The following is a 24,790-nucleotide window of genomic DNA, read 5'->3' as shown; positions in this document are numbered from 1 at the left end:
ATCAGTCTGCTTTATGCGCGCATTTTGCGCATTCAGGATTTCTTATTCTTCTCCACAGTCACCTTGTCCGCAGGCACCTTGGTGACGGTCCGCGAGGGGACCAGCGTCTGGATGGAGTTGCGGGCCACGGCGGTGGCGAGCGAGGTGGCGAAGATCATCACCACCTTGCGGCCCAGCTCGGCGCCCAGCGGCTTGTCCTCGATGCTGGTGGCCACGCGGTCCGGGTGCGCCCAGGCGCGCTCCAGGGCCTTGCGGCGCTGGCGGCGCACGCGCTCGTCGTGGTGGCGGGCGCGGTAGATGGCGATGCCCACCCCCAGGCCCACCGCCACCAGGGCGGCGGCGCCCACGGTGACGAGCAGGTCCTTGTGCTGGTTGACGTGGTAGCGCACGTCCGTGGCGCGGGTGCGCCGGCGGTCCAGCTCCTCCAGGGTGAGCAGCAGCTCGTCGCGGATGCGGTCCGCGGTGTGCTCCACCTGCTCGCGGTCACCCATGCGCTTGGTGATGGCGTGGTCGCTGTGCGTTTCGGTCTCGGAGGCCTGGCTCATTGCAGTGTCTCCCGGGTCAGCTGAAGGTCCGTCTTCAAGCGCTCCTGGGTGTGCACCAGCGGCTTCTTGGGAACCCGCTTGGCGCCCAGGAACAGGAGGAGGCCGGCCACGGCCAGCAGCACCGCGCCCACGATGAGCACGCCCACCGCGTCCCCCAGGGGCAGGGCCAGGCCCAGCGCGACGAAGAGCACCGCCAGCGACGTGAGGGCGAGCACAGCGCCCGCGCCCAGGAAGATGCCCGCCAGCTTGGCTGCTTGCAGCTCCTGCTTCAGTTCCTTCTTGGCGTGCATCACCTCCGCCTTCACCAACAGGCGGGTTTCCGACAGCGCGTGCCGGATGAGTTCCGGGGTGGAGAGCGTCTCCAGCTGGCTGCGCTCCAGGCGTTCCGATTCGAGGTCCACGACCGTGCCTCCGACAGGATGACTTCCGGGGCATCGCCAATGGACGCCTGCTCGGCGTCCCGGCTGTCCCCGGTCTGTTCCTGAAGGTGGTCAGGAAGGGTGGGCGGGAGAAGTCCCGCCGCACACCCTGGCCTCGTCCGTCTGCCTGCCTGGTGCTCCCGCCCCGACGGGATGGACCCGTGTCCGATACCTAGCGGCGGCTCTTCTGGTGCGCGATCGCCGTGGCCAGCGTCTCGCGCACCTGGCGGGCCCGGAACAGGCGGTCCGAGGTGTCCAGCAGGTTCTCCGCGTACAGCACCTGCTTGCGCAGGCGGGCGGGAATGGCGCGGGTGCCCAGGTGCGCGCCCAGCAGCGCCCCCGTGAGCGCGGCGGCCACGTCCGCCTCGCCGCCACAGCGCAGCGTGAGGACCACGGCCTCGCGGAAGTCGTGCGGCACCTTCAGCGTCGCGTACAGCGACGTGAGCAGCACCGGCACCACGTGGCACGGCAGGCCGTCCACGCCCTTGAGCTCACTGGGGGGCACGCCCACCTTGCGCAGCTGGTTGAGGGCGCGCTGGGTGTCCCAGGTGAGCAGGCGCGGCAGGTGGCGGATCTCCTCCGCCAGGTTCTTGTCGTGCACGGCGGCGGACAGCGCCAGCGCCTCGCAGAAGGCCGCGGGCGTGAGGGCCTCCTCCTCCATGCCCAGCGCGACGGCCTGCGCGAACGCGGCCGCGGCGGCGGCGCAGACGGGGTCCTTGTGCGTGATGACGGTGAGCACGCCCGCGTCGTGCGGCAGGCGCGCGCGCTGACCGCTTTCGAAGAGTCCCACCACCAGCGCGCGGCTGAGCACCGACGGGCACTTCGTGCCGAGCGGAGCCCCCGCGCTCATCCACGGCGTGCCGCCCGACAGCCGCTGCAGCGCTTCCGAGAGGCTGCGCGGCGGCTGCAGGATGATGCCCTCCTGCCACAGCCACGCCAGGTGCGCCGCCGCGCTGCGGCCGTCCACCTTGCCCTCGCGGATGACGCTCTCCGCGGCCGCGAGCAAGAGCTGCGTGTCGTCGCTGAACTGGCCCTTGGCGAACTTGCCGCGCGGCCGGGGCGCGAAGTCCTCCGCCAGCCCGGGCAGCCGCGCCAGGCTCGCCGGGGGGATGCCCCTCAGCGGAAAGCCGAGCGCATCCCCGATGGCGAGCCCCAGGAATGCCGCATGAAAACGGTCCTGGCGGTCTGCGGGAGTCAGCGGCATCGGAGGGGCGGAGATTACCCGAGCCTCAGCCAAGGACGAGCACCGAGATGAACGCTGCGTGGGCGCGCGACGTGACGGCGGATCGATCATGGGGCCTTGACGTGCACGGAGCGGGTGCGGTGGAGCGCTGGACAAGAAAGGTCCCGCTGGATTGCACCGCGCGCGTCGCCACTGTCCGCCTCCTCCGCCGTCACCACGGCGCAACCGGGGGCGCGGTAGCTATCGCATCCCGCTGCGTTTCAGCAAGCAGGCGAGCCCGTTGAAACGCGCGAGCACGCGTGCATGTCCAACTTCGAATGCTGCGCATGAACCGAAAGGGACGCACGGGTGGACTCGTGCGCGTGCACTGCCCACGGGCTCAGGTGTTCACCTTGACGCGCGCGACTTCACTTCATCCAGCGGCGTGCACGCGGATCACGAATCGTCGCGGCCCAGGTTGACCACCGCGAGCAGCCGCGCCACCACCGCCTCCGCGCCCTGATGCAGCCGCGTGCCGTCCCACAGCGCGGGGGACGTTCGGCCGCCGCGCTCGAGCCAGTCCTTCTCCACCTCCGGATAGGTGAGGTTGCGGAAGCGCACGCGGTCCTCCAGCGCGTGGTCCGTGACGAAGCGGCGCGCGGTGGCGGACGGGGGATCCGCGATGCGGTGGAACAGTTCCAGGACGGGCGATTCAGGAGCGCTCATGACAGCGCCGCATCATGCGACGTCCGGGCCCCGGAACGCGAAAAGGGTGGAGCGCCGGGCCCCGTGTGGCTGGGGGCTTCGGACTCCACCCTTCGCGGGTACCGAGGCGAGAGGCGCCTTAGCGGGCTTCGGCGGCGCCGATGCGCGCGGCCTCGCGGCGCACCGCGGCCTGCTCCAGCGCGTAGCGCGCGTCCGCGGTGTTCAGGTCCTTGAGGCGCGCCTGGGCCTCTTCCATGCGGCGGCGGGCGCTCGCGACGTCGATGCCGGTGACGTGCTCGGCGGCGTCCGCCAGCACCAGCACCTTGTCGTTGCTCACCTCCACGAAGCCGCCGGCCACGAAGTAGCGGTCCTGCTTGCCCGCCTCGATGAGGGTGAGCGTGCCCGGCTCCACCAGCGACAGGAACGGCGTGTGGCCGGGACGCACGCCGAACAGGCCCTCTCCGCCCGGCACGATGGCCTCGTCGGCCTGCACGGACAGGATGCGCTTCTCGGGGGTGACGATCTCGACAGTCAGCTTGGCCATGAAGGTCCTCGTGCTACCGCACTACCGCATCAGAAAGTCAGCCGCTGGGTCTTCGCGCCCACCGGCTCGAACTCCAACACCCCGGCGTCCGTCAAGCGGGGGCCCTTGCCCGGGATGCCCAGCGTGCCCTCCAGCCACTTGAGGTGGTGGGCCAGCTGGCGCACTTCCGGCAGCTGCTTCGTCGTCATCAGCTCCGTGAGCCGCCGCTCCTGGAGCTTCTGCCCGGTGCGGTCGAACTGGGCCGCCACCATCACCCGCGCCCACGCCAGGCCGCTGCCCTTCGGCTTCTTCTTGCCCTGGGCGGGGGGCGGCCTGCCCTTCTCCACCAGCGGGTAGAGCACCCAGACCTTCTCCCCGTCATTGGACGCGAAGTAGAGGTCGTCCACCGTCCCCACGCACACGTCCGCCGACCAGAGGGGCCCGTTCTCCTTGAGCATCTCCAGCCGGCACTTGCCCACGCCCACGTCCACCGTGCGGACGCTGTACAGCCCGTTCGCGCTCACCCGTGCGCGGCTGGCGCGCTCCTCCGCCAGGGCGGAGGGCGCGGCACCACAGAGCATCAGGGCGAGCGCGACGGTCAGGCGCATGGAAGCCGTTTACGCCGCCGCCAGCTTGCGGGCGTTCTCCAGCACCTCTTCGATGCCGCCCGCCATGTAGAAGGCGCTCTCCGGGATGCTGTCGTGCTTGCCGTCCGCGATCTCCTTGAAGCCGCGGATGGTGTCCTGGAGCTTCACGTAGCGGCCGTCCTTGCCGGTGAAGACCTTGGCCACGAAGAACGGCTGGGACAGGAAGCGCTGGATCTTGCGGGCGCGCGCCACGGACAGCTTGTCCTCTTCGGACAGCTCGTCCATGCCCAGGATGGCGATGATGTCCTGGAGCTCCTTGTAGCGCTGCAGGATGCCCTGGACGCGGCGGGCCACGGCGTAGTGCTCGGCGCCCAGCACGTCCGCGGACAGGATGCGGCTGGTGGAGTCCAGCGGGTCCACGGCGGGGAAGATGGCGAGCTCCGCGATGGAGCGGTTGAGCACCGTGGTCGCGTCCAGGTGGGCGAACGCGGTGGCCGGCGCCGGGTCCGTCAGGTCGTCCGCGGGCACGTAGATGGCCTGCACGGAGGTGATGGAGCCCTTGGTGGTGGAGGTGATGCGCTCCTGGAGGCCGCCCATCTCCGTGGCGAGCGTGGGCTGGTAACCCACCGCGCTGGGGATGCGGCCCAGGAGGGCGGACACTTCCGAGCCGGCCTGGGTGAAGCGGAAGATGTTGTCCACGAAGAGGAGCACGTCACGGCCCTCCACGTCGCGGAAGTACTCCGCCATGGTCAGCGCGGAGAGGGCCACGCGGGCGCGGGCGCCGGGCGGCTCGTTCATCTGGCCGTACACGAGGACCGCCTGGCTCTTCTCCAGGTTGTCGGTCTGGATGACCTTGGTGTCCTGCATCTCGTGGTACAGGTCGTTGCCCTCGCGGGTGCGCTCACCCACGCCGGCGAACACGGAGAAGCCGCCGCGCTCCACGGCCACGTTGCGGATGAGCTCCTGCAGGAGCACCGTCTTGCCCACGCCGGCGCCGCCGAACAGGCCGATCTTGCCGCCACGGGTGTAGGGGGCGAGCAGGTCGATGACCTTGATGCCGGTCTCGAACATCTGCACGCGCACGTCCTGCTCCGTGAACGGCGGGGGCGGACGGTGGATGGGCCAGTACTCGGTGGCGTTCACGGGGCCCATCTCGTCCACCGGCTCGCCGGTGACGTTCATGATGCGGCCCAGGGTGGCCTTGCCCACCGGCACCTGGATGGGGGCGCCCGTGTTGCTCACCGGCATGCCGCGGCCCAGGCCCTCCGTGGAGTCCATGGCGATGCAGCGCACGGTGTTCTCACCCAGGTGCTGAGCCACCTCGATGGTGAGGTTGTCCTTCTCCGCGCCCAGGTTGGGGTTGGTCACCTTGAGGGCGGCGTACACCTCAGGGAGCCCGCCGGGCGGGAACTCCACGTCGACCACGGGGCCGAGAACCTGCGTGATCTTGCCAGTCGTCGGGACTTGAGCGCTCATGGGACTCCTCTGCCTTGTCTCGTATGGCGAGCGGCCGGGGCGCCGCCGCCCGTCAGGAAATCGACCCCGAAAGAGGGGTGTGGGCGGGCCCCCTTTACCGGGGGGTGCCCGGCAGGGTCAAGCCTCCCGGGTCCGCGCACGTAAGTCCCGCTTAGCGGAGTGGTGTCCCTGACGCCAGTCCCTTGCGGTTTCCCTCTTCCCCGCCTGCCCGGTGAGGGGGCCTGGAACGACGAAGGGCCCGTGCTTCGTGCCGCTCGTGGGAGCGCGAAGCAACGGGCCCTGCGTCTGGAACCGGGATGCTGCCGGACGGGAGGCGGACTACTTGAGGGCCTCGGCGCCGGAGACGATCTCCATGAGCTCCTTGGTGATGACCGCCTGGCGGGTGCGGTTGTAGAGCAGGGTGTAGCTGGAGATCATGTCCGTGGCGTTGTTGGTGGCGTTCTCCATGGCGCTCATGCGCGCGCCCTGCTCGCTCGCCACGCTCTCCAGGAGCGCCCGGTACAGCTTGATGTTGACCGCCTGGGGCACCAGCCGGTCCAGCACGGCCTGGCGGGACGGCTCGTACTTGAAGTCCACCAGAGCGGGGGCGGCCGTGACGGTCTCGGGCGTGGCAGTCGTGGCGGCCTTCACGGCGGCGGGCTGCAGCGGCAGGAGCTGCGACACGACGACGTTCTGGGTGATGGCGGAGACGAACTCGTTGTAGACGACGTAGACCGCGTCGACCTCGTCGTTGAGGAAGGCGGCGGCCAGCTCTTCCGCGACGTTGGCGGCGGAGCGGTAGTTGAGCGTCGCGTACAGGCCGGCGAAGTCCTTGCGGATGGACTGGCCGCGGTTGCGGAAGAAGTCGTTGCCCTTGCGGCCCACCGTGGAGACGCGCACCTGGAGGTTGCTGTTCTCGTACAGGTAGCGGTTGGCGCGGCGGATGACGTTGGAGTTGAAGCCGCCGGCGAGGCCGCGGTCGGACGTGAGGAGCAGCAGCTCCACGCGGCGGATGGGGCGGGTGGCGAGCAGCGGGTGCGCCAGCTCCTGGTCGGCGGAGCGCACGGCCAGCTCGGAGATGATCTGCTCCAGCGTCTGCGCGTACGGGCGGGCGGCGAGGATGGCGTCCTGCGCCTTCCGGAGCTTCGCGGCGGAGACCATCTTCATGGCCTTGGTGATCTGCCGCGTGTTCTTCACCGAGCGGATGCGCTTGCGGATGTCGCGAAGGGACGCCATGGACCGGAAACTCCTCTGGGACGACGTGCGGCGCGCGCCCCGAGACAGCCCGGGCTGGCCATGAGGGACGGCGGGCCCCCTATATAGGCGGGCCGGGAGCGGGTCAACGGCGCGGTGCCCGGAGCGGGCCCGCCCACGGCCCCCCGCCCCCGCCGTCCGGGGGCCGGGCGGGCGTGAACAGTTCCGGGTCCGGGGCCGCCCATGGTGCTTTGCCCCCTGGGGGCGCCGGAAGAGAATGGCCCCTTCCGACTGTTTCGCGGGGTCCATGAAGGCTGGCGGCACGACCAGGGTGTGGGTACGCAGGGGCCTGGGGCTGCTCGGGCTGGCCGTGGCCGTGCTGCTGGGGCTGTCCCACTTCGTGCGCCTGCGCTACCAGAGCCGCATCGTGCCGCTGGCGGTGGCGCCGGAGGCCCCGGTGGCGCTGGTGTTCGGGGCGGGGCTGGCGCCGGGGGCGGTGCCGTCGCCGGTGCTGGCGCAGCGGCTGGACGCGGCCATCGCGCTCTGGCGGCAGGGCAAGGTGCGGTCGCTCTTGGTGAGCGGGGACAACTCCGCGCCCTTCCACAACGAGACGCGGGCCATGCGCAACTACCTGCTGGAGCGCGGGGTGCCGGAGGACGCGGTGGTGGGGGACGAGGCGGGGCTGTCCACCTACGACAGCTGCCTCAGGGCCCACTCGGTGTTCGGGGCGGACCGGGCGGTGCTGGTCACGCAGCGCTTCCACCTGTCGCGGGCGCTGTTCATCGCGAACTCGGTGGGCATCGACGCGTGGGGCGTGGCGGCGGACGAGGGACGGGCGACCCCCTGGCGCTACACGGTGCGTGAGACGCTCTCCCGGGTGCTCGCGCTGGCGATGGTGCTGCTGGAGGTGGAGCCCGGCAGCCCTGACGCCCAGCCGGCGACGGCTCCCCGCTGACGGGGGGTGGGCCCGGCAGGCAGGCGGGCGGAGTGGATTGCCGCTCCCGTTCTGGGGGCCCATTTTCGTGGGGACACGGAGAGCTTTTCTCAACCGTCCCTGTCGAGGAGACCCCATGCGGTTCAACAAGCTCGGAGACGAGGATGTGGGCGAGTCCACCTCGCTGCGCCACCGGAACCCGGACACCGGAGAGGACGAGATCAACATCACGGACCAGGACCTGGCGGCGACGCCTCCTCTGGAGGAGGAGGCGGATGCGCGGGACATCCTGCCGGATCAGATCCAGCGCTTCGGCCGGGCCGATGACGAGGAAGAGGAGCGCGAGTTGACCGCGCAGCCCGATGACCCGGGCCCGCGCGCCCAGTCGCCGGACCTGCTGCCCGAGGGGTAGCCGGGGCCGGGTGCGGATGAAGGCAGGGCGCGTCCCCGTGCGAGGGACGCGCCCTTTGTTTTCAGGTGGGAACCCCGAGGGGTTCCGACCGGCCACCGTACGGCTCAGGACCGACGCGAGGACTTCTTCGCGGCGGCCTTGCCCGTGGCCTTCTTCGCGGTCGCGCCACGCTTCTGGGCAGCGCCCTTCTTCGCGGCGGCGCCCTTCTTGATGGCCCCCTTCTTCGCGGTCGCGCCCTTCTTCGCGGCGGCGCCCTTTGAGGCAGTGCCGCGCTTCTGGGCTGCGCCCTTCGCGGCGCCCTTCTTCGCAACGGCGCCCTTCTTCGCGGCGGCACCCTTCGCGGCAGACTTCTTCGCGGGGGACCCCTTCTTCGCGGCGGACTTCTTCGCCGTGGCTCCCTTTACGGCAGCGCCCTTCTTCGCGGCGGCCTTGCCCACAGCCCCCTTCCTCGCGGGCTTGGACGGGGCCTTCTTCGCGGCGGGGCGCTTCGACCCGGGCTCCTCGAACAGCTCGCCCTGCTCGGCGGCTTCGAGTTCCTCGCCGGCGTCCTCGGCCACCTCCGCCTCCAGCTCCTCCTCGCTGGACACCTCGGACTCGTCGTCGGCCTCGGCCGCTTCACGGGCCAGGGCGGCCAGGTCGCTCGTGTAGTCGCGGCCACGGCCCGAGGGCGCTTCCTCGTCCTCGGCCGCCGATTCCGCCGCGGCTCCGGACAGCGCGCCCTGGAGCACGGCGTTCATCGCTCGCGCGAAGGTCCGCTCCCCGAAGCTCTCCACCTCTTCCACCGGCGGAATCAGCACCTCGAGCATGTCCTTGAGCGTGCGGTACAGCCGCATCTCCTTCTTCTCACCGTCCCAGGTGCCGAAGACCCAGTCGTCCCCGTCCATCGCCTCCACCCAGCCGGGCAGCGGCCCACCCCCGTCCCCCTGCTCCTCCATCGCGGACTTGCGCGCGACGAACAGGTGCCGGTGCGCCCCCTTCAACCCGAAGCGCCACACGCCCGCGGCGGGCAGGCCCACCACCATCAGCCGGCTCTTCTCCAGGACGCTGGGCGCACCCTCGTCGCCACGCAGCGGGTACAGCCGCACCTCGCCCTGGAACTCACCGCCGTTGAGCGCCTGATACAGGTCCGCCAGGTCCTCGGGGAACGGGACGCCGCACTCCGTCTCCGCGCGGCGGACCTCCTCCGCCTGCACACCCTCCGAGGTCGCCTTCGCCGACTTGCGCAGTGCCTCCAACCACTCGTGCATGACCCCTCCACGACATCGACAGCCACCAGGGCTCGCACCTTACGGCGCCTGAGCCCCCGTGCGCAGTGTGCATGTCGGGTTTCGTCCACCCGACGCCTGTAGACATACCTGGACAACCTGACACGCCCGCCCCCTCCATCCCCCCTGCCCGCCTGCCCCTGGGGCTGGCAACCCGGATGGAAGCCCGCTCCCCGGGGCGTTAGGAAGACGCCATGGCCCATCCCGTAAGCCTCGAGGCGACCCCCGAGACCTTCGACGCGCTCGTCATGGAACCCCGCGACGAGCTGGTGGTCGTGGACTTCTGGGGCCCCGGCTGCCCGAACTGCGACATCTACGCGGCCGCCGAGCCGGAGCTCCTCAAGGAGCTGGACGGCGCCCCCATGCGCGTCGTCAAGGTCAACGCCTACGAGCACGAGGCCCTGGCCACGCGCTTCGGCCTGTTCGGCATCCCCACCTTCCTCTTGTTCCGCAACGGGAAGCTGCTGGGGAAGATGAGCCAGTACTACGGCAAGCCGTACTTCCTGGGCGTCATCCGGGACCACCTGCCCGGCGGCGCCAAGGCGCAGGCCTGAGCCGCCCACTCAGTCCCGGTAGCCGCGCGCCTGCAGCCGGAACAGGTGCGCGTACCGCCCGTCGAGCGCCATCAGCTCGTCGTGGCTGCCCAGCTCCTGCACCGTCCCGTTGTGGAGCACGGCGATCTGATCCGCCATGCGCACCGTGGAGAAGCGGTGCGAGATCACGATGGCGATGCGGTCCGCGGCCAAGGCCTGGAAGCGCTCGAAGAGGGCGTGCTCCGCCTCCGCGTCGATGCTGGCCGTGGGCTCGTCCAGGATGAGCACCTCCGCGTCGTCGCGCATGAAGGCGCGTGACACGGCCAGCTTCTGCCACTGGCCGCTGGACAGCTCCTGGCCCTTCTCGAACCAGCCGCCCAGCATCGTGTCGTACTGGGACGGCAGCGCCGCGATGACGGAGTTGGCTCCGCCCTGCTCCGCCGCGCGCTCGATGGCGGGCCGGTCCTCCAGCGCGGGCACGTGGCCCAGGCCGATGTTCTCCGCCACGCTGAACTGGTAGCGCACGAAGTCCTGGAACACCGCCCCGAAGCGGCTGCGCAGGTCGTCCGCGTCCATCCGCGCCGTGTCCACGCCGCCGTAGAAAATCTGCCCTTCCGTGGGCTCGTACATGCGCAGCAGCAGCTTCACCAGCGTGCTCTTGCCCGCGCCGTTCTCCCCCACCAGCGCCAGCTTCTGGCCGGGCTTGAGCGTGAGCGACACGTTGCGCAGCGCCCACGCGTCCTTGCCCGCGTAGCGGAAGGACACGTCGCGCAACTCGATGGCGTTGGTGCGCCCGCGCGGTGGGCTGACGGTGGGCAGGGCCTTGGGCGTGCTCGCCACCGTGGGGATGTCCAGGTAGGCGAAGAGGTTGCTCATGAAGAGCGCGTCCTCGTACATGGAGCCCACGCTGGTGAGGATGCCCTGGAAAGCGGCCTGCCCCTGCCGGAACACGGCCAGGTACAGCACCATGTCGCCCACGGAGATGCCGCCGGACGCGGCCTTGCTCGCGACGAAGAGGTAGCAGCCGTAGAAGGCCGCCAGCGACAGCAGGCCCAGCCCCAGGCCCCACACCATGCGCTTGCGCGCGAGGGCGCGGTCCTCCGCGAAGAACTTCTGGAACAGCGTGCGGTAGCGGCCCAGCACCAGCGGCCCCAACCCGAAGAGCTTCACCTCCTTCACGGTGCTGTCGCGCGTGAGGATCCACTCCAGGTAGTTGAGCTTGCGGCCCTCCGGCGCCCGCCACGAGTACAGCCGGAAGCCCTCCGCCGCCAGGCGCGCCTCCGCGATGAACGCGGGGATGGACGCGAGCAGCAGCACCGCCACGCTCCACGGCGACAGCGCCACGAGCAGCACCGCGTAGGTGGACAGGGTGATGACGTTGCGCACGATGCTGAACGCCTGCATCACCAGCGACAGCGGCCGCGCGTTCGCCTCGCGCCGCGCGTTCTGCATCTTGTCGTAGGTATCCGAGTCCTCGAAGTGCTGCAGCTCCAGCTCCAGCGCCTTCTGGAGGATGCGCTCGTTGAGCAGGTTGCCCAGGTGCGCGCGCAACAGGTCCTTCGTGAGCGTGAGCCCGCGGTCCACCACCGCGGAGGCGATCATCAGCGCGAACTCCGTGGCGACGAGCCCCAGCACGCGCGAGTGCGCCGCCGCGTCGCCCTTCGCCGCGGCCACCACCGTGTCCACGATGAGCTTGCCCACCCACGCGATGCCCGCCGGCAGCACCGCCGCCACCAGGGTGAGCACGCCCAGCACCACCGCGCCCCGGGGGCTCGCCCGCCAGAAGAGGCGGAAGGTGCCCGGCAGTTGCTTGAAGAGGACGCCCGCGTTCTTCAGGCGGGCGCGAAGCGAAGGCGGTGTCGACGGCGTGGGAGGTGGCAAGGTGCCGCCCCTCATAACGCCGCGACGGCCGCCGCGCTGGACTTCCCCGCTTTCAGGAAGCGGGGGCGCCTCCACCGTCCGGCAGGGTGGCGGGCGGGGCGGCGTGCCGGGAGATGAGCACGTCGCAGGGCGAGCGCCGCAGCACGCCTTCGGTCAGCGCGGACGGCGGATTCGCGGAGGACATGCCCAGGGTCAGCAGGTCCGATTCGCGCTCCAGGGCCTCCGCGAGGATGCACTCGGCCGGGTCGCCGAAGCGCAGGCGGCTCTCCATCACGCGGCCCGTCTCGCGGTACGGCGCCAGGAAGCGCCCGAGCGCCTTGCGCGCCGCGTCCTCGCGCTCCTGCCGCAGCCGCAGCTCCTGCGTCAGGTGGCCGTCCTGATGGCGCAGGGCGGCCTCCTCCTCGCGCAGGTCCACCACGTGCAGCACCTCGATGGGCGTCGAGGCCGGGCACAGGCGCAGGGTCAGCTCCAGCGCGCGGCGGGACTCGCGTGAGAAGTTCACCGCGACGAGGGGCCGGTGGTAGACGCGGCCCGGGTGCGGCATCACCACCAGCACGGACGCGTCCACCTCCCGCACCAGCCGCATCACCAGGGAGCTCTCCGGCAGCGGCTTCACGGGATAGGCCGGGTGGGGGCGGCCCACCACCAGCACCTCCACGCCCTGGTCCCTGGCCAGCTCCGCCGCCACGTGCGGCGCGTCCCCCACGCGCAGCTCCTCGCGCACGTCCACGTCCGGCCGCTGCCGCAGCCGCTTCACCGCGGACGTCACCGACCGGCGCAGACACCGCTCGCAGGCCACCGTCCCGTCCGGGCCCTGGTGGCCGTCCAGCGGCGGGCTGACGTGCAGCACGCTGAAGGCCGCCCCGTGCGCCAGTGGCAGCCGCAGCGCGCGGGCCAGCGCGAACTCCGATTGCAGGGAGAAGTCCAACCCCACCGCCACCCGCCGCAGCCCCCGCTGCTGCGCGCGGGGAAGACCGTCGGAGAGCAGGGGCAGACCCCTTGTAGGAGACACGTTCGGTCGCATGTCGACACCCTTCCTTCCGCTGCCTCACCGCCAGGACTCTCCGCGCGGGCCTCCGGGGCGTGGCGACAGGGCGGCTCACGCATCCGGGCTGAAACATCCGACGCACGGCATCGGGGGCTTTCCGCCTCTCGCGGGCCCTCATGGACATACATTCAGCGCGGCCGGTGTTCGTGCCACCCGTCTTCACGGGGACGCCACGTCCGCCGCAGGGCGGCGGTGCACGCGAGCGGTGCGGCCCGGCAGGACAGCGGGCCAGGGCGTGCGGACGGGCCGCCCTTCCTCCGGTCGAAGCCCCTCGCTGTAACGTTTTCAGGGCGCCGCACCGCTTCGTTCAAGGACTCCAGGGCAGGCGGACGTTCAGGGCCGTGGATTCAAGCGCTTGGGACGTTCACTGAAGCACCCTGGCGGAGGGGGATGCTTTCCGAGGCTCGGCCAGCCCTTTGCAGAGACCTGTGCCCGGCCCCTCACGGGGTCATGGGCGGCGGGTCGGACGGCAGGAAGCAAGGGAGCGGGACATGCGCGGGGTCATCACCGGACGTGAGGTGGTTGCCAACCTGGGACTCATCTACCGGGAGTTCGGAACAGCCTGTGTGTTGCGCTGTCTCTGGGTGATGCTCAGCGGGAAATCCACCACGTTCCTCGAGGTGGCGTGTCCCTGCGAGAAGATGCGGCAGTAGGCACGCATCCCTGAAGACAGCTCGGGCCGCGGGAAGCGCACTGGCTTCCGCGGCCCGAATGGTTTCACGGCGATGAGACGTCGCTAGCGCTCGTACGGATCCGCGTCGCGGCGCGGGGCCTTGTCGCCGTCGACGGCGTCCTTGATGGCGTGCTTCACGTCCTCGACCACGCCCTTGACCTTGCCCTTGGCCGTGTCCGCCTTGCCCTCGGCTTCCAGCGAACGGTCGCCGGTCGCAACGCCCACGGTTTCCTTCACCTTGCCCTTGGCCTTGTCAGTCCACTCGCCCATGGCGTCCTCCTGACGTCGGTGTGTGAATCGTTGTGGAGGACAACGTGCGCACGTCCAATACGGGCGGCATGTCGCGGTGGCTCGTCCGCACGGCCGCCCTGCGAGGGCCGTGACACGTCCGGCACGGACCCGAGTGTCCGGTAATGGACAGCGCGCGGCGCACGCGGAAACGACACGCGCCCTGGCCGCCCTACCTGCTGCGTCCCTGTTATTCACGAAGACCCGGGAGTCTTCTTCACAAGTCGAGGACGTTGCATTGACGCGTCCCCGCTTCCCCCTCAGTCTTGAGTGACCCTCCCGGATCCGTCTGCGATGAATCAGCCTTCCCCCCTCACGACCCAGGCGCTGCTCTTCAAGCTGCTGTTGCTGCGCACGCTGGTCGTCACGGTGGCGGTGGCGCCGGCCATCTACGTGGACATCCAGCTCCTGGATGTGGACGCGAGCAGCGTGGGGTTCGTGCTGGGGGTCGTCACGCCCATCGTGATTGGCGGGCTGGCGCTGGTGGTGCCCATTGGCGCGGTGGGCGCGCTCTTGCGGCACGCGCTGCGGGAGGACACGAGTCCGGCGGAGCGGCTGGGGCGGCTGTTGCGGCTGCCGGGCGTGCTCACGTTCGTGGAGGCGCAGTCGGGCTGGTTCCTGGGCGGCATCTTCTTCAACGGCGCCATTGGCCTGGCGCTGGACCGTCCGCCGCGCGTCATCCTGGTGGGCGTGGCGGTGGCGATGAGCGCGGGCCTCTTCAGCGCGCCCATCATGTACATGCTCTACGAGCGGGCGCTGGCGGGGGTGACGCTGGAGGCGTTCCGCCGCGCGCCGCACGAGCGGCCCCCGGGCGAAGGCCTGTTCCTGCCGCGGCAGAGCTGGTTCCTGCCGGCCATCGTCGTCTCCGCGCTGCTGATCACCTGCATCACCAGCATCGCGACGTTGCAACTGCGGCTGGAGAAGAACCTGTCGTCGCTGGCGGACGACCTGGAGCTGTCCGGCGAGTACCGGGGCGCGGCGCGGGTGCGCTCGCGCATCCAGCCGTTGCAGAGGGATTTGACACTGCCGGTGGCGTTCCTGGGCGGGTTCGCGGCGCTGGGCGCCATCTTCACGGCGGCGTGGGCGGCGCGCCGGCTGGCGCAGGGCGCGAAGGCGATTGGGGCGTCGCTGGACGCGCTGGTGGAGGGCCGCGCGGCGCCGCCGCAGTGGGTGTCCACGGATGAGCTGGGCGACCTGTCCGCGCGCACGTGGCTGCTCTATGAGCAGTTGCAGGAGCTGCCCCGGGCGCTGAGCTCGTCGGCGGGGCACCTGGCGAAGGCGGGCACGCGGCTGACGGAGGCGAGCGACCAGCAGAACCGCACGCTGTCGCGGCAGGCGGCGGCCATCCACCAGGCGCGCACGACGGCGCAGGAGATCCAGCAGATGTCGAAGCTGGCGGCGACCCGAGCGGGCAGCGTGCTGCAGGTGGCGGAGCGCTCCGCGGCGATGGGCCGGCTGGGCGAGGAGTCGCTGGCGGGCACGGAGCAGGGGCTCGCGGACATCCGGGGGCTGACGCACGGGCTGAACCAGCAGGTGGTGGACCTGGGCACGCGCGCCCGCGAGGTGGGCCGGGTGTCGGAGGTGGTGAAGTCGCTGGCGGATCAGTCACACATGCTGGCCATCAACGCGGCCATCGAGGCGAGCCGCGCGGGCGAGCAGGGCCGGGGCTTCGCGGTGGTGGCGCGGCAGATGCGCGAGCTGGCGGACCAGTCCATCAAGGCGACGGGCCAGGTGCGCGGGCTGCTGGAGGGCATGGAGGCCGCGACGGGCGAGGCGGTCATCACCGCGGACAAGAGCTCCGCGGGCGTGGAGGCCGCGCTGGTGCCGCTGCGCAAGAGCGGCGAGCGGCTGCGAGAGCTCATCAAGCTCACGCACGAGTCCGCGGCGGCGGTGCGGCAGATCGCCGAGGCAGTGGCGCAGCAGCACGGCGGCGTGGATCAGCTCTTCCGCGCGGTCAGTGAGATGGACGAGCTGATGGCCGCGACGCTGCGGCAACTGGGCACCACGCAGGAGGCGGCGACGGCGGTGGCCCAGGCGACGGGGCAGGTGTCGGAGCTGGCGGAACGGTACGTGTCCTAGTCTGGCATTCCGTCTGCCATTGCCTTAGGCTCCACCCCGGTCGAAAAACGGCGGACCGGTTCGGTGAGCCCCGGTCACTTCCATGGTGGAAGCACTTGTCCGTCTCCCTCGGGATTCAGGACCCACGGCCCTTCGAAGGCATTCGTGTGCCTTCGCGAGGTCCACCATGAAGCTGAATCACCTTGATCTGCAGGTCCCCGACGTCCAGGCCACCGCCCGCTTCTTCACGCGCTACTGCGGCTTCACGTCGCACGCGAAGAACCATGACTCGCCCGCCATCGCCATCCTCGGCGGGGCGGAGGGCTTCGTGCTCGTCCTCCAGCGCCGCAAGCAGGACTCCGACGTCTTCCCCGAGGACTTCCACGTCGGCTTCCTCCAGGACTCCGAGGCCCCCGTGCTCGCCTTCCATGAGCGCGTGAAGGCGGACGGCCTGGAGGTGTCCGACGTCATCCGCAACAACCGGGGCACCCTCGTCTACTGCCGGGCCCCGGGCGGCATCCTCGTGGAGGTGAGCTGCCGCCCCGGCGCCGTCTGACGCGCGCCCGCACCGTTCCTGCAGAAGGGTCAGCCGGTGCTTTTCCAGACGGCGTCCTCCCGGGAGATGGACCTCCACCCCCGGGAGTACCAGTCGAACTGCTGGGGACGCGGCGGCGTCCATTCAAGCTGACGCGCCCGGGGAAGTTCGATGGGCCTCGGGCGCGTGGCCCCCGCCTTCCCACTCACGACGCGGATGAGCTGCATCAACTGGTTCCGGTCCAGCCGAACGCACCCGTAGTGAGAGAGCTGAACGGCTTCGAGCTCCGCAGCGTCAATGCGGGCCCCATGATGGGCGATGTAACGCCCGAGCCGGGGTCCCAGCGCGTACTGGAGCTTCCGTGCCGTGAGCAGGGACCGGACCACACAGAGGCCCGCGTAGGGGTTCTCCTCCAGGTTGATTTCGAGCACCTGCTCGCGCACCGCACGGAAGAAGGTTTCTCCGTAGACCCGTCGCGCACGACCCTTCCGGGTATCCAGCTCCGCGGCCACGGCTTCCACATTGAGGAAGGTCGTCTGGGGCAGATGCGCGAAGTCCCCGCCGGGCACCAGTTTCTGCTGGAAGGCCCAGGTCGACTCCAGGGTCCAGATGTCCACCGGGAGCTTCTGGACCTGGAGCCGCAACCCTCCGAACCGGTTGATCCGGATCAACTCCCGGGAGAAAGCCTCCCGGAGCGCATCCCCCGTCGCTCCCGCCACGACCAGGTCGACGTCCCGGGGAGCCGCCGTCGCCGACACGGCCAGCAGGTCCCGCAGCGTGCCTCCGAAGACGAAGACCTGCCATTCATGTTGCCGGAAGACGTCCAGGAGCGTCCGCATCGCGCCGTGCCAGGGCAAGGGCGTACGGGTGACGAAGTCGCTCAGACGCTTGCGCAGGACCCTCAATGGGTCGTGGAGGATGGCGCTATCCGTGGGTGAGCTGCTCATGGAGGCTGCAAGCGAAGGTGTCTGTCATTCCACAGACGTAGTCGGTCACCAATTGGTAGCGATGGTACTGCGGAGGCAGCGAGGAACTGCCGCAAGCCGACTCGAACGCGGTCCGGTAGTTCCTCGACAGCAGGTTGTAGACCTTGCCTTCGGGACGCTTGTTGAACTTCTTCCGGGCATCGGGGTCCGGGTCCGTGGGCGGAGGGCACTCGCGAGCCCCTTCCCAGAAGATGTCCATCAGTCCGTGGATGACGCGGCGGCCCAGGGTTTCCAGCCGGAGCGTCTCCGGCGCGTTATAGACGCGCTCGCCGCCAAACCGCTTGCACACCTTGATGAGGCGTGCCGCCGCGCTGGAGCCGATGAGGTCGCCCTGCGCCAACACCTCGCCCTGCATGAGTCGTTCGTAATGCGCCTGAAAGGCCTTGAGGATCTCGCGCTTGGCGTCACTGATGACCAGCGTCCGGAAGTGCTGAGCGAGCGCCTCATCCCGCGCCCGCCCCTCCAGGGGCGTGTCCGCCTCGTTGATGTAGCGATGAACGTTCTTGAGGACGGTCTCCGCCATGCCCGACCTGTCGTGTTCCTTCAGGAAGGCTTCGACCTCCTCCCAGCTCACGAGGCCCTTCTTGACCCCATCCTCGATGTCCACGGTCGCGTAGACCATGTCGTCACAGGCTTCGACGAGGTAGGCGATGGGGTTGCGCGCCGGGCCGGTTCCCGTGAGGGAGCGGATCAACTCGACCTTGCCCTGTTCCGAGGCGAAATAGCCGGGCTTCTTCTTGTCGGCGGGCCCCTGGTCGGACGCCTCATCCGAAGCGGCCGTGTACTTCATCGCGGCCGACAGCGTGCCCACCGTCAGGTTCAGCCCGTAGGAGTCCGCGAGCAGTTGAAGGCGCGACACGATGCGTAGCGTCTGGGCGTTTCCCTCGAACAGCAAGAAATCGTTCCGGAGCTGGCCCTCACGCCCCGACGCCATCTGCACCCCACCGTAAAGCCCTTCCCCCTTCTCACCGAACTTCTTCTTGAACCAGCTGCTGATGGCCTCCTCGCCCGCGTGACCGAAGGGTGGGTTTCCCAGGTCGTGAAGCAGTCCGCATGTCGTCGCGATGGCTTCGATGTCCATGGCCTGCTGGCTGGACTCCAGATGCCCCTCCCGCAGCATCCATCTGGCCGCTCCCCGCGCGAGCCCCCGGGCCAGTGTCGACACCTCCACGGAGTGCGTCAGGCGCGTGCGGACCGCGTCGTTCGGCTCCAGTGGAAAGACCTGCGTCTTGTCCTTGAGACGACGAAAAGGCGTGGAGAAGACGGTCCGGTCATAGTCCCGGTCGAACTGGGACCGGCCATCATCCTCGAGCGGAGAAGAGCCCCGCCCACCCTCTGCCTCACGGATCCGCGTCTCACACAACAAGGCCTTCCAATCCAGCGCCATGATGCTCCCCCGGTTCGACGACGGCGCCGAACCTACCGGGGAGGTCTGACATGGCGTGAAGACCGACCCGGACCCCTTCAGCCGCTCCGGGCCATCCGGAGCGGCTCCTCGCCGGCGTCTTCCATCGGCGGCACGTACGGCCAGCCCTTCAGCGGCCCCTTCCCTGCTTCGCGCGTGAGGTAGTCCGCCGCGATGTTCGCGCTCTCCATGATGGTCAACAGGCCGCTGCCCGGGTGCGTGCCGCCACCCACGAAGTAGAGCCCCTCCACCTGCGCGTTCTTCACGCGCGGGCGCAGCGGGCCCAATTGCAGCCACGTGTGGGACAGGTTGAACACCGCGCCCCGGAACACGTTGAAGTCGTCCCGCCACGTCTCCGCCGTGAAGTAGCGCTCCGCCTTCACGTGCTCGCGCACGCCCTTGATGCCCACCTTCTCCAGCATCTTCGGGATGCGCTCGCGCAGCGTGGCCTCCGTCTTCGCCCAGTCCACCGGACGCGCCGTGTTGGGCGTGGGCACCAGCACGTAGAGCGTGGAATGCCCCTTCGGCGCCCCCGAGCCGTCCGTCACGCCCGGGTTGCACACGTAGAAGGGCGGGTCGTCCACGTCCACCGTGCGGTCCTCCAGCGCGTCCTTGTCCGTGCGCCGGGCGCTCTCCGACAGGTAGATGAGGTGGTGCGGCAGGTCCGCGTACGTCGTGTCCAGGCCGTAGTACGCCATGAACGTGCTGCACGAATACTTCGCCCGCTCCAGCGCCGCGTCCGTCAGCCGGCTGCCCTCGCGCACCTCCGGCGCCAGCAGCTTCTGCGCCGCGTAGGCCAGGTCCGCGTTCACCACCACCGCGTCCGCCTTCAACACCTCTCCGCTCGCGAGCTTCACGCCCACCGCGCGCCCGGCCTCCGTGAGCACCCGCTCCACCGCCGTGCCCATGCGGAAGGTCGCGCCCAGGTCCTGCGCGCACCGCATCATCCCGCGCGCCAGCTCCCGGAAGCCGCCCTGCACGTGCCACACGCCGAAGCACAGCTCGATGAACGGAATCACGCTGAACACCGACGAGCACGTCGTCGGGTGCAGCCCCAGGTACTTCGACGGGTACGCCAGCGCGTACGTCATCCGGTCGTCGTGGAAGAACGAGTCCAACTGCTTGTAGAGCGTCTGCCACGGCTTGAAGCGCAGCGTGGGCGCCAGGCGCCAGGGCGCGTAGTAGTCCAGGCTGCCCGCGTTGGTGCAGATGAACTTCTCATACGCGAGCGCGTACTTCTGGCGCCCGTCCTCCATCCACTCCCGCAGCGCGCGGCCCTTGCCCGCGCCGAACGTCTCCAGGTCCTGGCCCATGCGCTCCAGGTCGCGCCGCGTGTCCAGGTGCGTGCCGTCCCAGAAGTGCACGCGCGTGTTCGGATCCACCGGCACCAGCGTGACGTAGTCCTCCAGCCGCTTCCCCGAGCGCGAGAAGATCTGCTTCAGGATGCCGGGGAGCTGGAGGATGGACGGGCCCGTGTCCACCGCGTACTCGCCGTCCTGGCCCAGCGTCAGCCCCTTCATCCGGCCGCCGGGCACCGCGTCCTTCTCCACCACGGTGACCTGGAAGCCCTGCCCCGCGAGGTTGATGGCGGCCGTCAGGCCCCCAGGGCCCGCGCCCACGACGATGACGTGCTGAACCATGTGCCTCACGATGCCCGGCCCCATGCCTGCTGGCGACTGTCCCGTGAGGACGGCCCGGGCGAAAAAGCGTTTCCTCCCGGGACTCCAGGCGCTCCGCCGGACGTTGGCTCCAGGAGCGTTCGCTGGAAGACGGGCCAACATCCTGAATCCCCAGGGTGCCTGGCCTCCTGTAGCCTGCGACGCGCATCCATGAATCCCCCCTCGGAGGCCCGCCCACAGGAAGTCCTGTTGTTCACCCTGGAGCGGCAGCGCTATGGGCTGCCCGTGGAGGACGTGCGCGAGCTGGTGCGCGCCGCGCGCCTCACGCCCCTGCCCCGGGCCCCGGACGTGGTGGAGGGGCTGCTCAACCTGCGCGGAGAGCTGCTGCCCGTGCTCGACCTGCGCCGCCGCTTCCGCCACCCCGCGCGCGCCATGTCCCCCATGGACCACTTCATCGTCGCCTCCGCCGGGGGCCGGCACGTGGCGCTGCGCGTGGACCGGGCGGAGGGGCTGCACACCGTCGCCCCCGGGGAATGGGACGCGTCTCCCCGGGAGCTGCCGGGCGTGGGGTACGTGGCCGGGGCCGCGAAGCTGGCGGACGGGCTGGTGCTGGTGCACGACCTGCGCTCGTTCCTCTCCGAGGCGGAAGCCCTGCAACTGGACACCGCGCTCGGAGCCCTTCCGGAGCCCGCTTGATTGGCGGCGTCCTGCCCCCGGGCTTCAAGGAGGTGCTCGCCCTGGTGGAGGAGCGCGCCGGGCTGGCCGCGCCCAGTTGTCTGGCCGCCGCGCTGGAGGGCATCCAGCGCGCCATGACCCGCGCGAACCAGGACGACGTCACGCGCTACCTGCATGACGTGGCGCTGGACAACGCGCTCTTCGACGACCTGCTCACCGAGCTCACCATCGGGGAGACGTACTTCTTCCGCACGCACGAGCACTTCGACCACCTGCGCCGCGTGGTGCTGCCGGAGCTGCGCGAGCGCCACGGTCCGGAGCACCTGCTGCGCGCGTGGAGCGCGGCGTGCTCCTCCGGCGAGGAGCCCTACTCCATCGCCGCGCTGCTGATGGCCGAGGGCTGGGAAGAGCACATGGCGGTGCGCGCGACGGACGTGTCGCGCACGGCGCTCAGCCGCGCCCAGCAGGCCCGCTATACGGATTGGTCCCTGCGCGGCCCCTCCGCGGACCGCATGCGCCCCCACCTCAAGCAGGAGGGCCGCTTCTACTGGCTGTCGCAGGACGTGAAGCGCCACGTGCAGCTGGGCTACCTCAACCTGGCGCTGGAGACGTGGCCGTCCGCGGACAACGGCATCTGGCAGCTGGACGTCATCTTCTGCCGCAACGTCCTCATCTACTTCAACCGCGCCACCATCGAGGGCGTGGCGCGCAGGCTCCACGCGTCGCTGGATGACGGCGGGTACCTGTTCACGGGGCCGTCGGATCCGCCGCTCGGGGACTACGCGCCGTTCGAGCCGGTGCTCACCGAGTGGGGCGTGCTGTACCGCAAGCCCCTGGCCGGCGCGAACGCGGGGCACTTCGTTCCGCTCCAGCCCCTGGCGCCGCTGCGCGCGGACGGCTCGCCCTTCCCTTCCGCCAGCGGACGCACCGGATCCGGTTCGTTCCCCGCGACGCCGGAGCCGCGGCCCCCACCGGTGGCCTGGCCGCCTCCGACGGTGGGCTTCAGCGAGCCCGCGCCGGGGACGCCTTCGACGTTCAGGACGCCCCCGCCCGCATCGAGCACGACACCCCCGGGTGCCGGGGCTCCGGCTTCCAGCGCTGGGGCGCGGCCCCGCTTCACGCTCAGCGTGGAGACGCTGGACACCGTGCGCCAGGCGCTGGCGCGGGGCGACTGGCGCGAGGGGGCACGGCGGGCGGGGGCCCAATCGGCCGACCCGGAGGAGGCCCTGGCCGCGGTCCGTGCACTGGCCAACCTGGAGCCGCGCGCGGCGGTGTTCGCCTGCGGGGAGGCCGCTGTTCGTCACCCACTGGTCGCCGGTCTGCGGTATCTGGAGGCCCTGCTGCTGCTGGGTCAGTCGCGGCTGGCCGACGCGGAGAAGTCCGCCCGGCAGGCGCTCTACCTGGAGCCGGGGCTCGCGGTGGGCCACCTGCTCCTGGGCCACGTGCTGCGCCGGCAGGACCAGACCGCCGCCGCCGCCCGGGCCTACCGCGAGGCGGAGGGGCTGTGCCGGAAGCTGCCGCCAGAGGCGCTGGTGCCCATGGCGGAGGGTGAGCGGGCCGGAGCACTGGCGGACGTGGCCCGCGCGGAGTGGCGGCGCCTGGAGCGGACTGAAGGCGGAGACGCAAGCTGATGCCGAAGCGCGAAGGAATCATCGACTGGGACAAAGCCCGGGCCCGGCTGGAGGAGCTGGAGCGCGCCACCGAGGCGCGCGAAGCCTTCACCGACGAGGCCGCCCGCGACGCGCTCGAGGCCCGCGCCCGCGCCCTGGCCCTGCCGCCGGTCATCCCCGTGCTGCCCGGCAGCCAGCGGGAGATGGTGCGCTTCCAGGCCGCGGGCCAGAGCTACGCGCTGGAGTCGCGCTTCATCCTGGAGGTCCTGCGCTCGCCGGAGCTCACCCCGCTGCCGGGCTCGCCGCCGCTGTTGCGTGGGCTGACGCTCCTGCGCGGCGAGGTGCTGCCCGTGGTGGAGCTGGCGCCGCTGTTCGGCCGGCCCGCGTCGCAGGACACCGGCCCCGTGCTGGTGGTGGGCACGGCCCGCGCGGAGCTGGGGCTGCGCACGGATGAGGTCACGGAGGTGACGGTGCTGACGGGCACGGAGCTGCTGCCCGCGCCCCCCTCCCTGGAAGAGGAAGCGGGCGCGCTGGTGTCCGGCGTGAGCCCCGACGGCACGCTCGTCCTGGAGGGAGAGGCCCTCCTCGCCGACGAGCGTCTCGTGTTCGAGCTGTCCGAAGAAGGAGTCGCATGAGCATCGGGAATCGCATCGCGCTGGGCTTCGGGCTGTCCCTGCTGGTCCTGCTGATCATCGCGGCAGTGGCCTTCCAGGGCGCCCAGCAGCTCACCACCACCACCGAGGGCCTGCTGGAGGCCCACAACAACTACAAGATGCTGCGCGAGGCGCGCGCCCTCATCGTGGACGCGGAGACGGGCCAGCGCGGCTTCATCCTCACCGGCGACGAATCCTATCTGCGCCCGTACCAGACCGCCCTCAACGAGCTGCGCACGGACCTGGACGCCCTGCGCCCCGCGATGGCGAAGTACCCCGACCAGCGCTCGCGCTTCGCGAAGCTGGATCCGCTGGTGGTCAGCAAGCTGGACGAGCTGGCGGACACCGTGCGCATGCGCCGCGAGCAGGGCTTCGAGGCGGCCGCCGCCGTGGTGAAGACCAACCGCGGCCAGCGGGAGATGGAGACCATCCGGGAGCTCATCGCCGACATGCGCGAGACGGAGGAGGACCGCTGGAGGCTCTACTCCGACGCCGCCACCCAGGCCGCCCAGCGCAGCGTCTGGGTGCTGGCCCTGGGCACCCTCCTGGGCCTGGCCATCGTGGGCGTGGGCAGCTTCGTCATCACCCGCGGCATCACCGACCCCCTGCGCAAGCTCACCTACGGCGCGGAGCAGCTGGGCAAGGGCGAGCTGGCCCACCGCATCGACGTGCGCGGCAAGGACGAGATGGCCGACCTGGCCGCCGCCTTCAACGGCATGGCCGAGCGCCGCCAGCAGGCGGAGGTGCAGCTGGCGAAGCAGGCCGAGCAGCGCGAGCACACGCTCAAGACCGTGGCGGAGTTCGTCAACCAGCTGGCCGGCGCGTCGTCGGAAATCCTCGCGAGCACCACCGAGCAGGTGGCCGGCGCCCAGGAGCAGGGCACCGCCGTCACGGAGACGGTGAGCACCATCGAGGAGATCACCAAGACGTCGGAAGAGGCCGCCGGCCGCGCCCGCGCGGTGAGCGAGTCCGCCCGGCACTCCGAGGAGGTGGGCCGCTCCGGCCGCCGCGCCGTGGAGGAGGCCGTGTCCGCCATGGGCGCCGTGCGCGACCAGGTGGAGTCCATCGCGTCGCGCATCCTCGCGCTGGCCGAGCAGGCCCAGGCCATTGGCGACATCATCACCACCGTCAACGACATCTCCGAGCAGACGCACATGCTCGCGCTCAACGCCTCCATCGAGGCGAGCCGCGCGGGTGAGCACGGCCGCGGCTTCGCCGTCGTCGCCTCCGAGGTGAAGGCCCTGGCGGATCAGTCCAAGAAGGCCACCGCGCAGGTGCGTCAGATTCTTGGCCAGATCCAGAAGGCCACCCACGGCGCGGTGATGACCACGGAGGAGGGCACCAAGAGCGTGTCCTCCGCCACCCGCGTCGTCACGGAAGCGGGCGCCACCATCCAGCAGCTCGCGGACCTGCTCACGCAGGCGTCGCTCACGGCCGCTCAAATCGCCGCGTCCGCCAACCAGCAGGCCACCGGCATCGGGCAGATCCGCCAGGCGATGCACGACGTGAACCAGGCCACGCAGCAGGGCCTCATCTCGTCGCGGCAGACGGAGCGCGCGATGCAGGACATCAACGCCATGGGCCAGAAGTTGAAGGGGCTGCTCGGGGAGTTCGGGCGCTAACCC

24 protein-coding genes are annotated in these 24,790 nt (G+C 70.5%); 9 read left to right on the top strand and 15 right to left on the bottom strand.

The genetic code is table 11. The features are described from left to right. Positions 1 to 32: 32 nt before the first annotated feature. The 8 genes from JYK02_RS24765 to atpG form a co-directional block, all read right to left on the bottom strand. Entirely contained in the window at positions 33 to 545 is a 513-nt protein-coding gene (locus JYK02_RS24765) for a hypothetical protein (RefSeq protein ID WP_207054528.1), read from the bottom strand. Further along, on the bottom strand, positions 542 to 946 hold the full coding sequence (locus JYK02_RS24760) for a phage holin family protein (RefSeq protein ID WP_207054527.1): 405 nt from the start codon (positions 944 to 946) through the stop codon (positions 542 to 544). Before JYK02_RS24760 ends, JYK02_RS24765 begins: the two co-directional genes overlap by 4 nt. A gap of 190 nt (positions 947 to 1,136) precedes the next feature. Then, complete coding sequence (locus JYK02_RS24755; protein ID WP_207054526.1) at positions 1,137 to 2,168, bottom strand: ADP-ribosylglycohydrolase family protein; 1,032 nt, start codon at positions 2,166 to 2,168, stop codon at positions 1,137 to 1,139. 414 nt (positions 2,169 to 2,582) lie between these two features. Next, positions 2,583 to 2,852 (bottom strand): hypothetical protein, encoded by a 270-nt coding sequence (locus tag JYK02_RS24750; RefSeq protein ID WP_207054525.1) that lies wholly within the window; start codon positions 2,850 to 2,852, stop codon positions 2,583 to 2,585. 118 nt (positions 2,853 to 2,970) lie between these two features. Then, the gene (locus tag JYK02_RS24745; protein ID WP_207054524.1) at positions 2,971 to 3,375 is read right to left on the bottom strand and encodes a F0F1 ATP synthase subunit epsilon; all 405 of its coding nucleotides are present in this window, start codon (positions 3,373 to 3,375) and stop codon (positions 2,971 to 2,973) included. A 29-nt stretch (positions 3,376 to 3,404) separates the two neighbouring features. After that, a complete protein-coding gene (locus JYK02_RS24740; RefSeq protein WP_207054523.1) occupies positions 3,405 to 3,962 on the bottom strand; it encodes a hypothetical protein in 558 nt (185 codons plus the stop codon). A 9-nt stretch (positions 3,963 to 3,971) separates the two neighbouring features. After that, complete coding sequence (gene atpD, locus JYK02_RS24735) at positions 3,972 to 5,417, bottom strand: F0F1 ATP synthase subunit beta (RefSeq protein ID WP_207054522.1); 1,446 nt, start codon at positions 5,415 to 5,417, stop codon at positions 3,972 to 3,974. 318 nt (positions 5,418 to 5,735) lie between these two features. Then, entirely contained in the window at positions 5,736 to 6,632 is an 897-nt protein-coding gene (gene atpG, locus JYK02_RS24730) for an ATP synthase F1 subunit gamma (RefSeq protein ID WP_207054520.1), read from the bottom strand. Between the two features lie 235 nt (positions 6,633 to 6,867). Between atpG and JYK02_RS24725 the strand changes: the two genes are divergently transcribed. After that, entirely contained in the window at positions 6,868 to 7,545 is a 678-nt protein-coding gene (locus JYK02_RS24725) for a SanA/YdcF family protein (protein ID WP_207054518.1), read from the top strand. A gap of 115 nt (positions 7,546 to 7,660) precedes the next feature. Beyond that, the gene (locus JYK02_RS24720) at positions 7,661 to 7,936 is read left to right on the top strand and encodes a hypothetical protein (protein ID WP_207054516.1); all 276 of its coding nucleotides are present in this window, start codon (positions 7,661 to 7,663) and stop codon (positions 7,934 to 7,936) included. 104 nt (positions 7,937 to 8,040) lie between these two features. Here JYK02_RS24720 and JYK02_RS24715 read toward each other — a convergent pair whose 3' ends face one another. Further along, on the bottom strand, positions 8,041 to 9,183 hold the full coding sequence (locus JYK02_RS24715) for an SMI1/KNR4 family protein (RefSeq protein WP_207054514.1): 1,143 nt from the start codon (positions 9,181 to 9,183) through the stop codon (positions 8,041 to 8,043). Between the two features lie 212 nt (positions 9,184 to 9,395). Here JYK02_RS24715 and JYK02_RS24710 point away from each other — a divergent pair, with 212 nt between their 5' ends. Further along, positions 9,396 to 9,755: a thioredoxin family protein gene (locus tag JYK02_RS24710; RefSeq protein ID WP_207054512.1), complete on the top strand. Its 360-nt coding sequence runs from the start codon at positions 9,396 to 9,398 to the stop codon at positions 9,753 to 9,755. A 9-nt stretch (positions 9,756 to 9,764) separates the two neighbouring features. Here the strand turns inward: JYK02_RS24710 and JYK02_RS24705 are convergent, their stop codons facing one another. The 3 genes from JYK02_RS24705 to JYK02_RS24695 form a co-directional block, all read right to left on the bottom strand. Continuing rightward, a complete protein-coding gene (locus tag JYK02_RS24705; RefSeq protein ID WP_207054510.1) occupies positions 9,765 to 11,630 on the bottom strand; it encodes an ABC transporter ATP-binding protein in 1,866 nt (621 codons plus the stop codon). Between the two features lie 37 nt (positions 11,631 to 11,667). Beyond that, a complete protein-coding gene (locus JYK02_RS24700) occupies positions 11,668 to 12,639 on the bottom strand; it encodes a universal stress protein (RefSeq protein WP_207054509.1) in 972 nt (323 codons plus the stop codon). A 760-nt stretch (positions 12,640 to 13,399) separates the two neighbouring features. Next, complete coding sequence (locus JYK02_RS24695; RefSeq protein ID WP_207054507.1) at positions 13,400 to 13,606, bottom strand: CsbD family protein; 207 nt, start codon at positions 13,604 to 13,606, stop codon at positions 13,400 to 13,402. A 312-nt stretch (positions 13,607 to 13,918) separates the two neighbouring features. On the opposite strand from JYK02_RS24695, the gene JYK02_RS24690 reads away from it, so the two are divergent. Together JYK02_RS24690 and JYK02_RS24685 are read left to right on the top strand one after the other, a co-directional pair. Then, positions 13,919 to 15,703 (top strand): methyl-accepting chemotaxis protein, encoded by a 1,785-nt coding sequence (locus JYK02_RS24690; protein ID WP_207054505.1) that lies wholly within the window; start codon positions 13,919 to 13,921, stop codon positions 15,701 to 15,703. A 166-nt stretch (positions 15,704 to 15,869) separates the two neighbouring features. Next, positions 15,870 to 16,238 (top strand): VOC family protein, encoded by a 369-nt coding sequence (locus tag JYK02_RS24685; RefSeq protein ID WP_207054503.1) that lies wholly within the window; start codon positions 15,870 to 15,872, stop codon positions 16,236 to 16,238. A gap of 29 nt (positions 16,239 to 16,267) precedes the next feature. Here JYK02_RS24685 and JYK02_RS24680 read toward each other — a convergent pair whose 3' ends face one another. The 3 genes from JYK02_RS24680 to JYK02_RS24670 form a co-directional block, all read right to left on the bottom strand. Then, on the bottom strand, positions 16,268 to 17,164 hold the full coding sequence (locus JYK02_RS24680; RefSeq protein WP_207054501.1) for a hypothetical protein: 897 nt from the start codon (positions 17,162 to 17,164) through the stop codon (positions 16,268 to 16,270). After that, the gene (gene dgt, locus JYK02_RS24675; protein WP_207054499.1) at positions 17,142 to 18,590 is read right to left on the bottom strand and encodes a dGTP triphosphohydrolase; all 1,449 of its coding nucleotides are present in this window, start codon (positions 18,588 to 18,590) and stop codon (positions 17,142 to 17,144) included. Before dgt ends, JYK02_RS24680 begins: the two co-directional genes overlap by 23 nt. A 77-nt stretch (positions 18,591 to 18,667) precedes the next feature. Then, positions 18,668 to 20,248, bottom strand: coding sequence for a phytoene desaturase family protein (locus JYK02_RS24670; RefSeq protein WP_207054498.1), 1,581 nt, complete (start codon positions 20,246 to 20,248; stop codon positions 18,668 to 18,670). 189 nt (positions 20,249 to 20,437) lie between these two features. On the opposite strand from JYK02_RS24670, the gene JYK02_RS24665 reads away from it, so the two are divergent. The 4 genes from JYK02_RS24665 to JYK02_RS24650 are packed head-to-tail and all read left to right on the top strand — an operon-like array spanning position 20,438 to position 24,787. After that, positions 20,438 to 20,923, top strand: coding sequence for a chemotaxis protein CheW (locus JYK02_RS24665; RefSeq protein WP_207054496.1), 486 nt, complete (start codon positions 20,438 to 20,440; stop codon positions 20,921 to 20,923). Beyond that, positions 20,920 to 22,533 carry a CheR family methyltransferase gene (locus tag JYK02_RS24660; RefSeq protein ID WP_207054494.1) on the top strand — a complete coding sequence of 538 codons (1,614 nt, stop codon included), beginning with the start codon at positions 20,920 to 20,922 and terminating at the stop codon, positions 22,531 to 22,533. Before JYK02_RS24665 ends, JYK02_RS24660 begins: the two co-directional genes overlap by 4 nt. Beyond that, positions 22,533 to 23,147, top strand: a complete 615-nt coding sequence (locus JYK02_RS24655) for a chemotaxis protein CheW (protein WP_207054492.1) — start codon at positions 22,533 to 22,535, stop codon at positions 23,145 to 23,147. Before JYK02_RS24660 ends, JYK02_RS24655 begins: the two co-directional genes overlap by 1 nt. Continuing rightward, positions 23,144 to 24,787 (top strand): methyl-accepting chemotaxis protein, encoded by a 1,644-nt coding sequence (locus tag JYK02_RS24650; protein WP_207054490.1) that lies wholly within the window; start codon positions 23,144 to 23,146, stop codon positions 24,785 to 24,787. Before JYK02_RS24655 ends, JYK02_RS24650 begins: the two co-directional genes overlap by 4 nt. Positions 24,788 to 24,790 lie beyond the last annotated feature (3 nt).

It is taken from the genome of Corallococcus macrosporus, from assembly GCF_017302985.1.
Classification (GTDB): domain Bacteria; phylum Myxococcota; class Myxococcia; order Myxococcales; family Myxococcaceae; genus Corallococcus; species Corallococcus macrosporus_A.
Note: the sequence above shows the minus strand (reverse complement) of the source record. Positions and strands in the feature narration are given on the sequence as shown.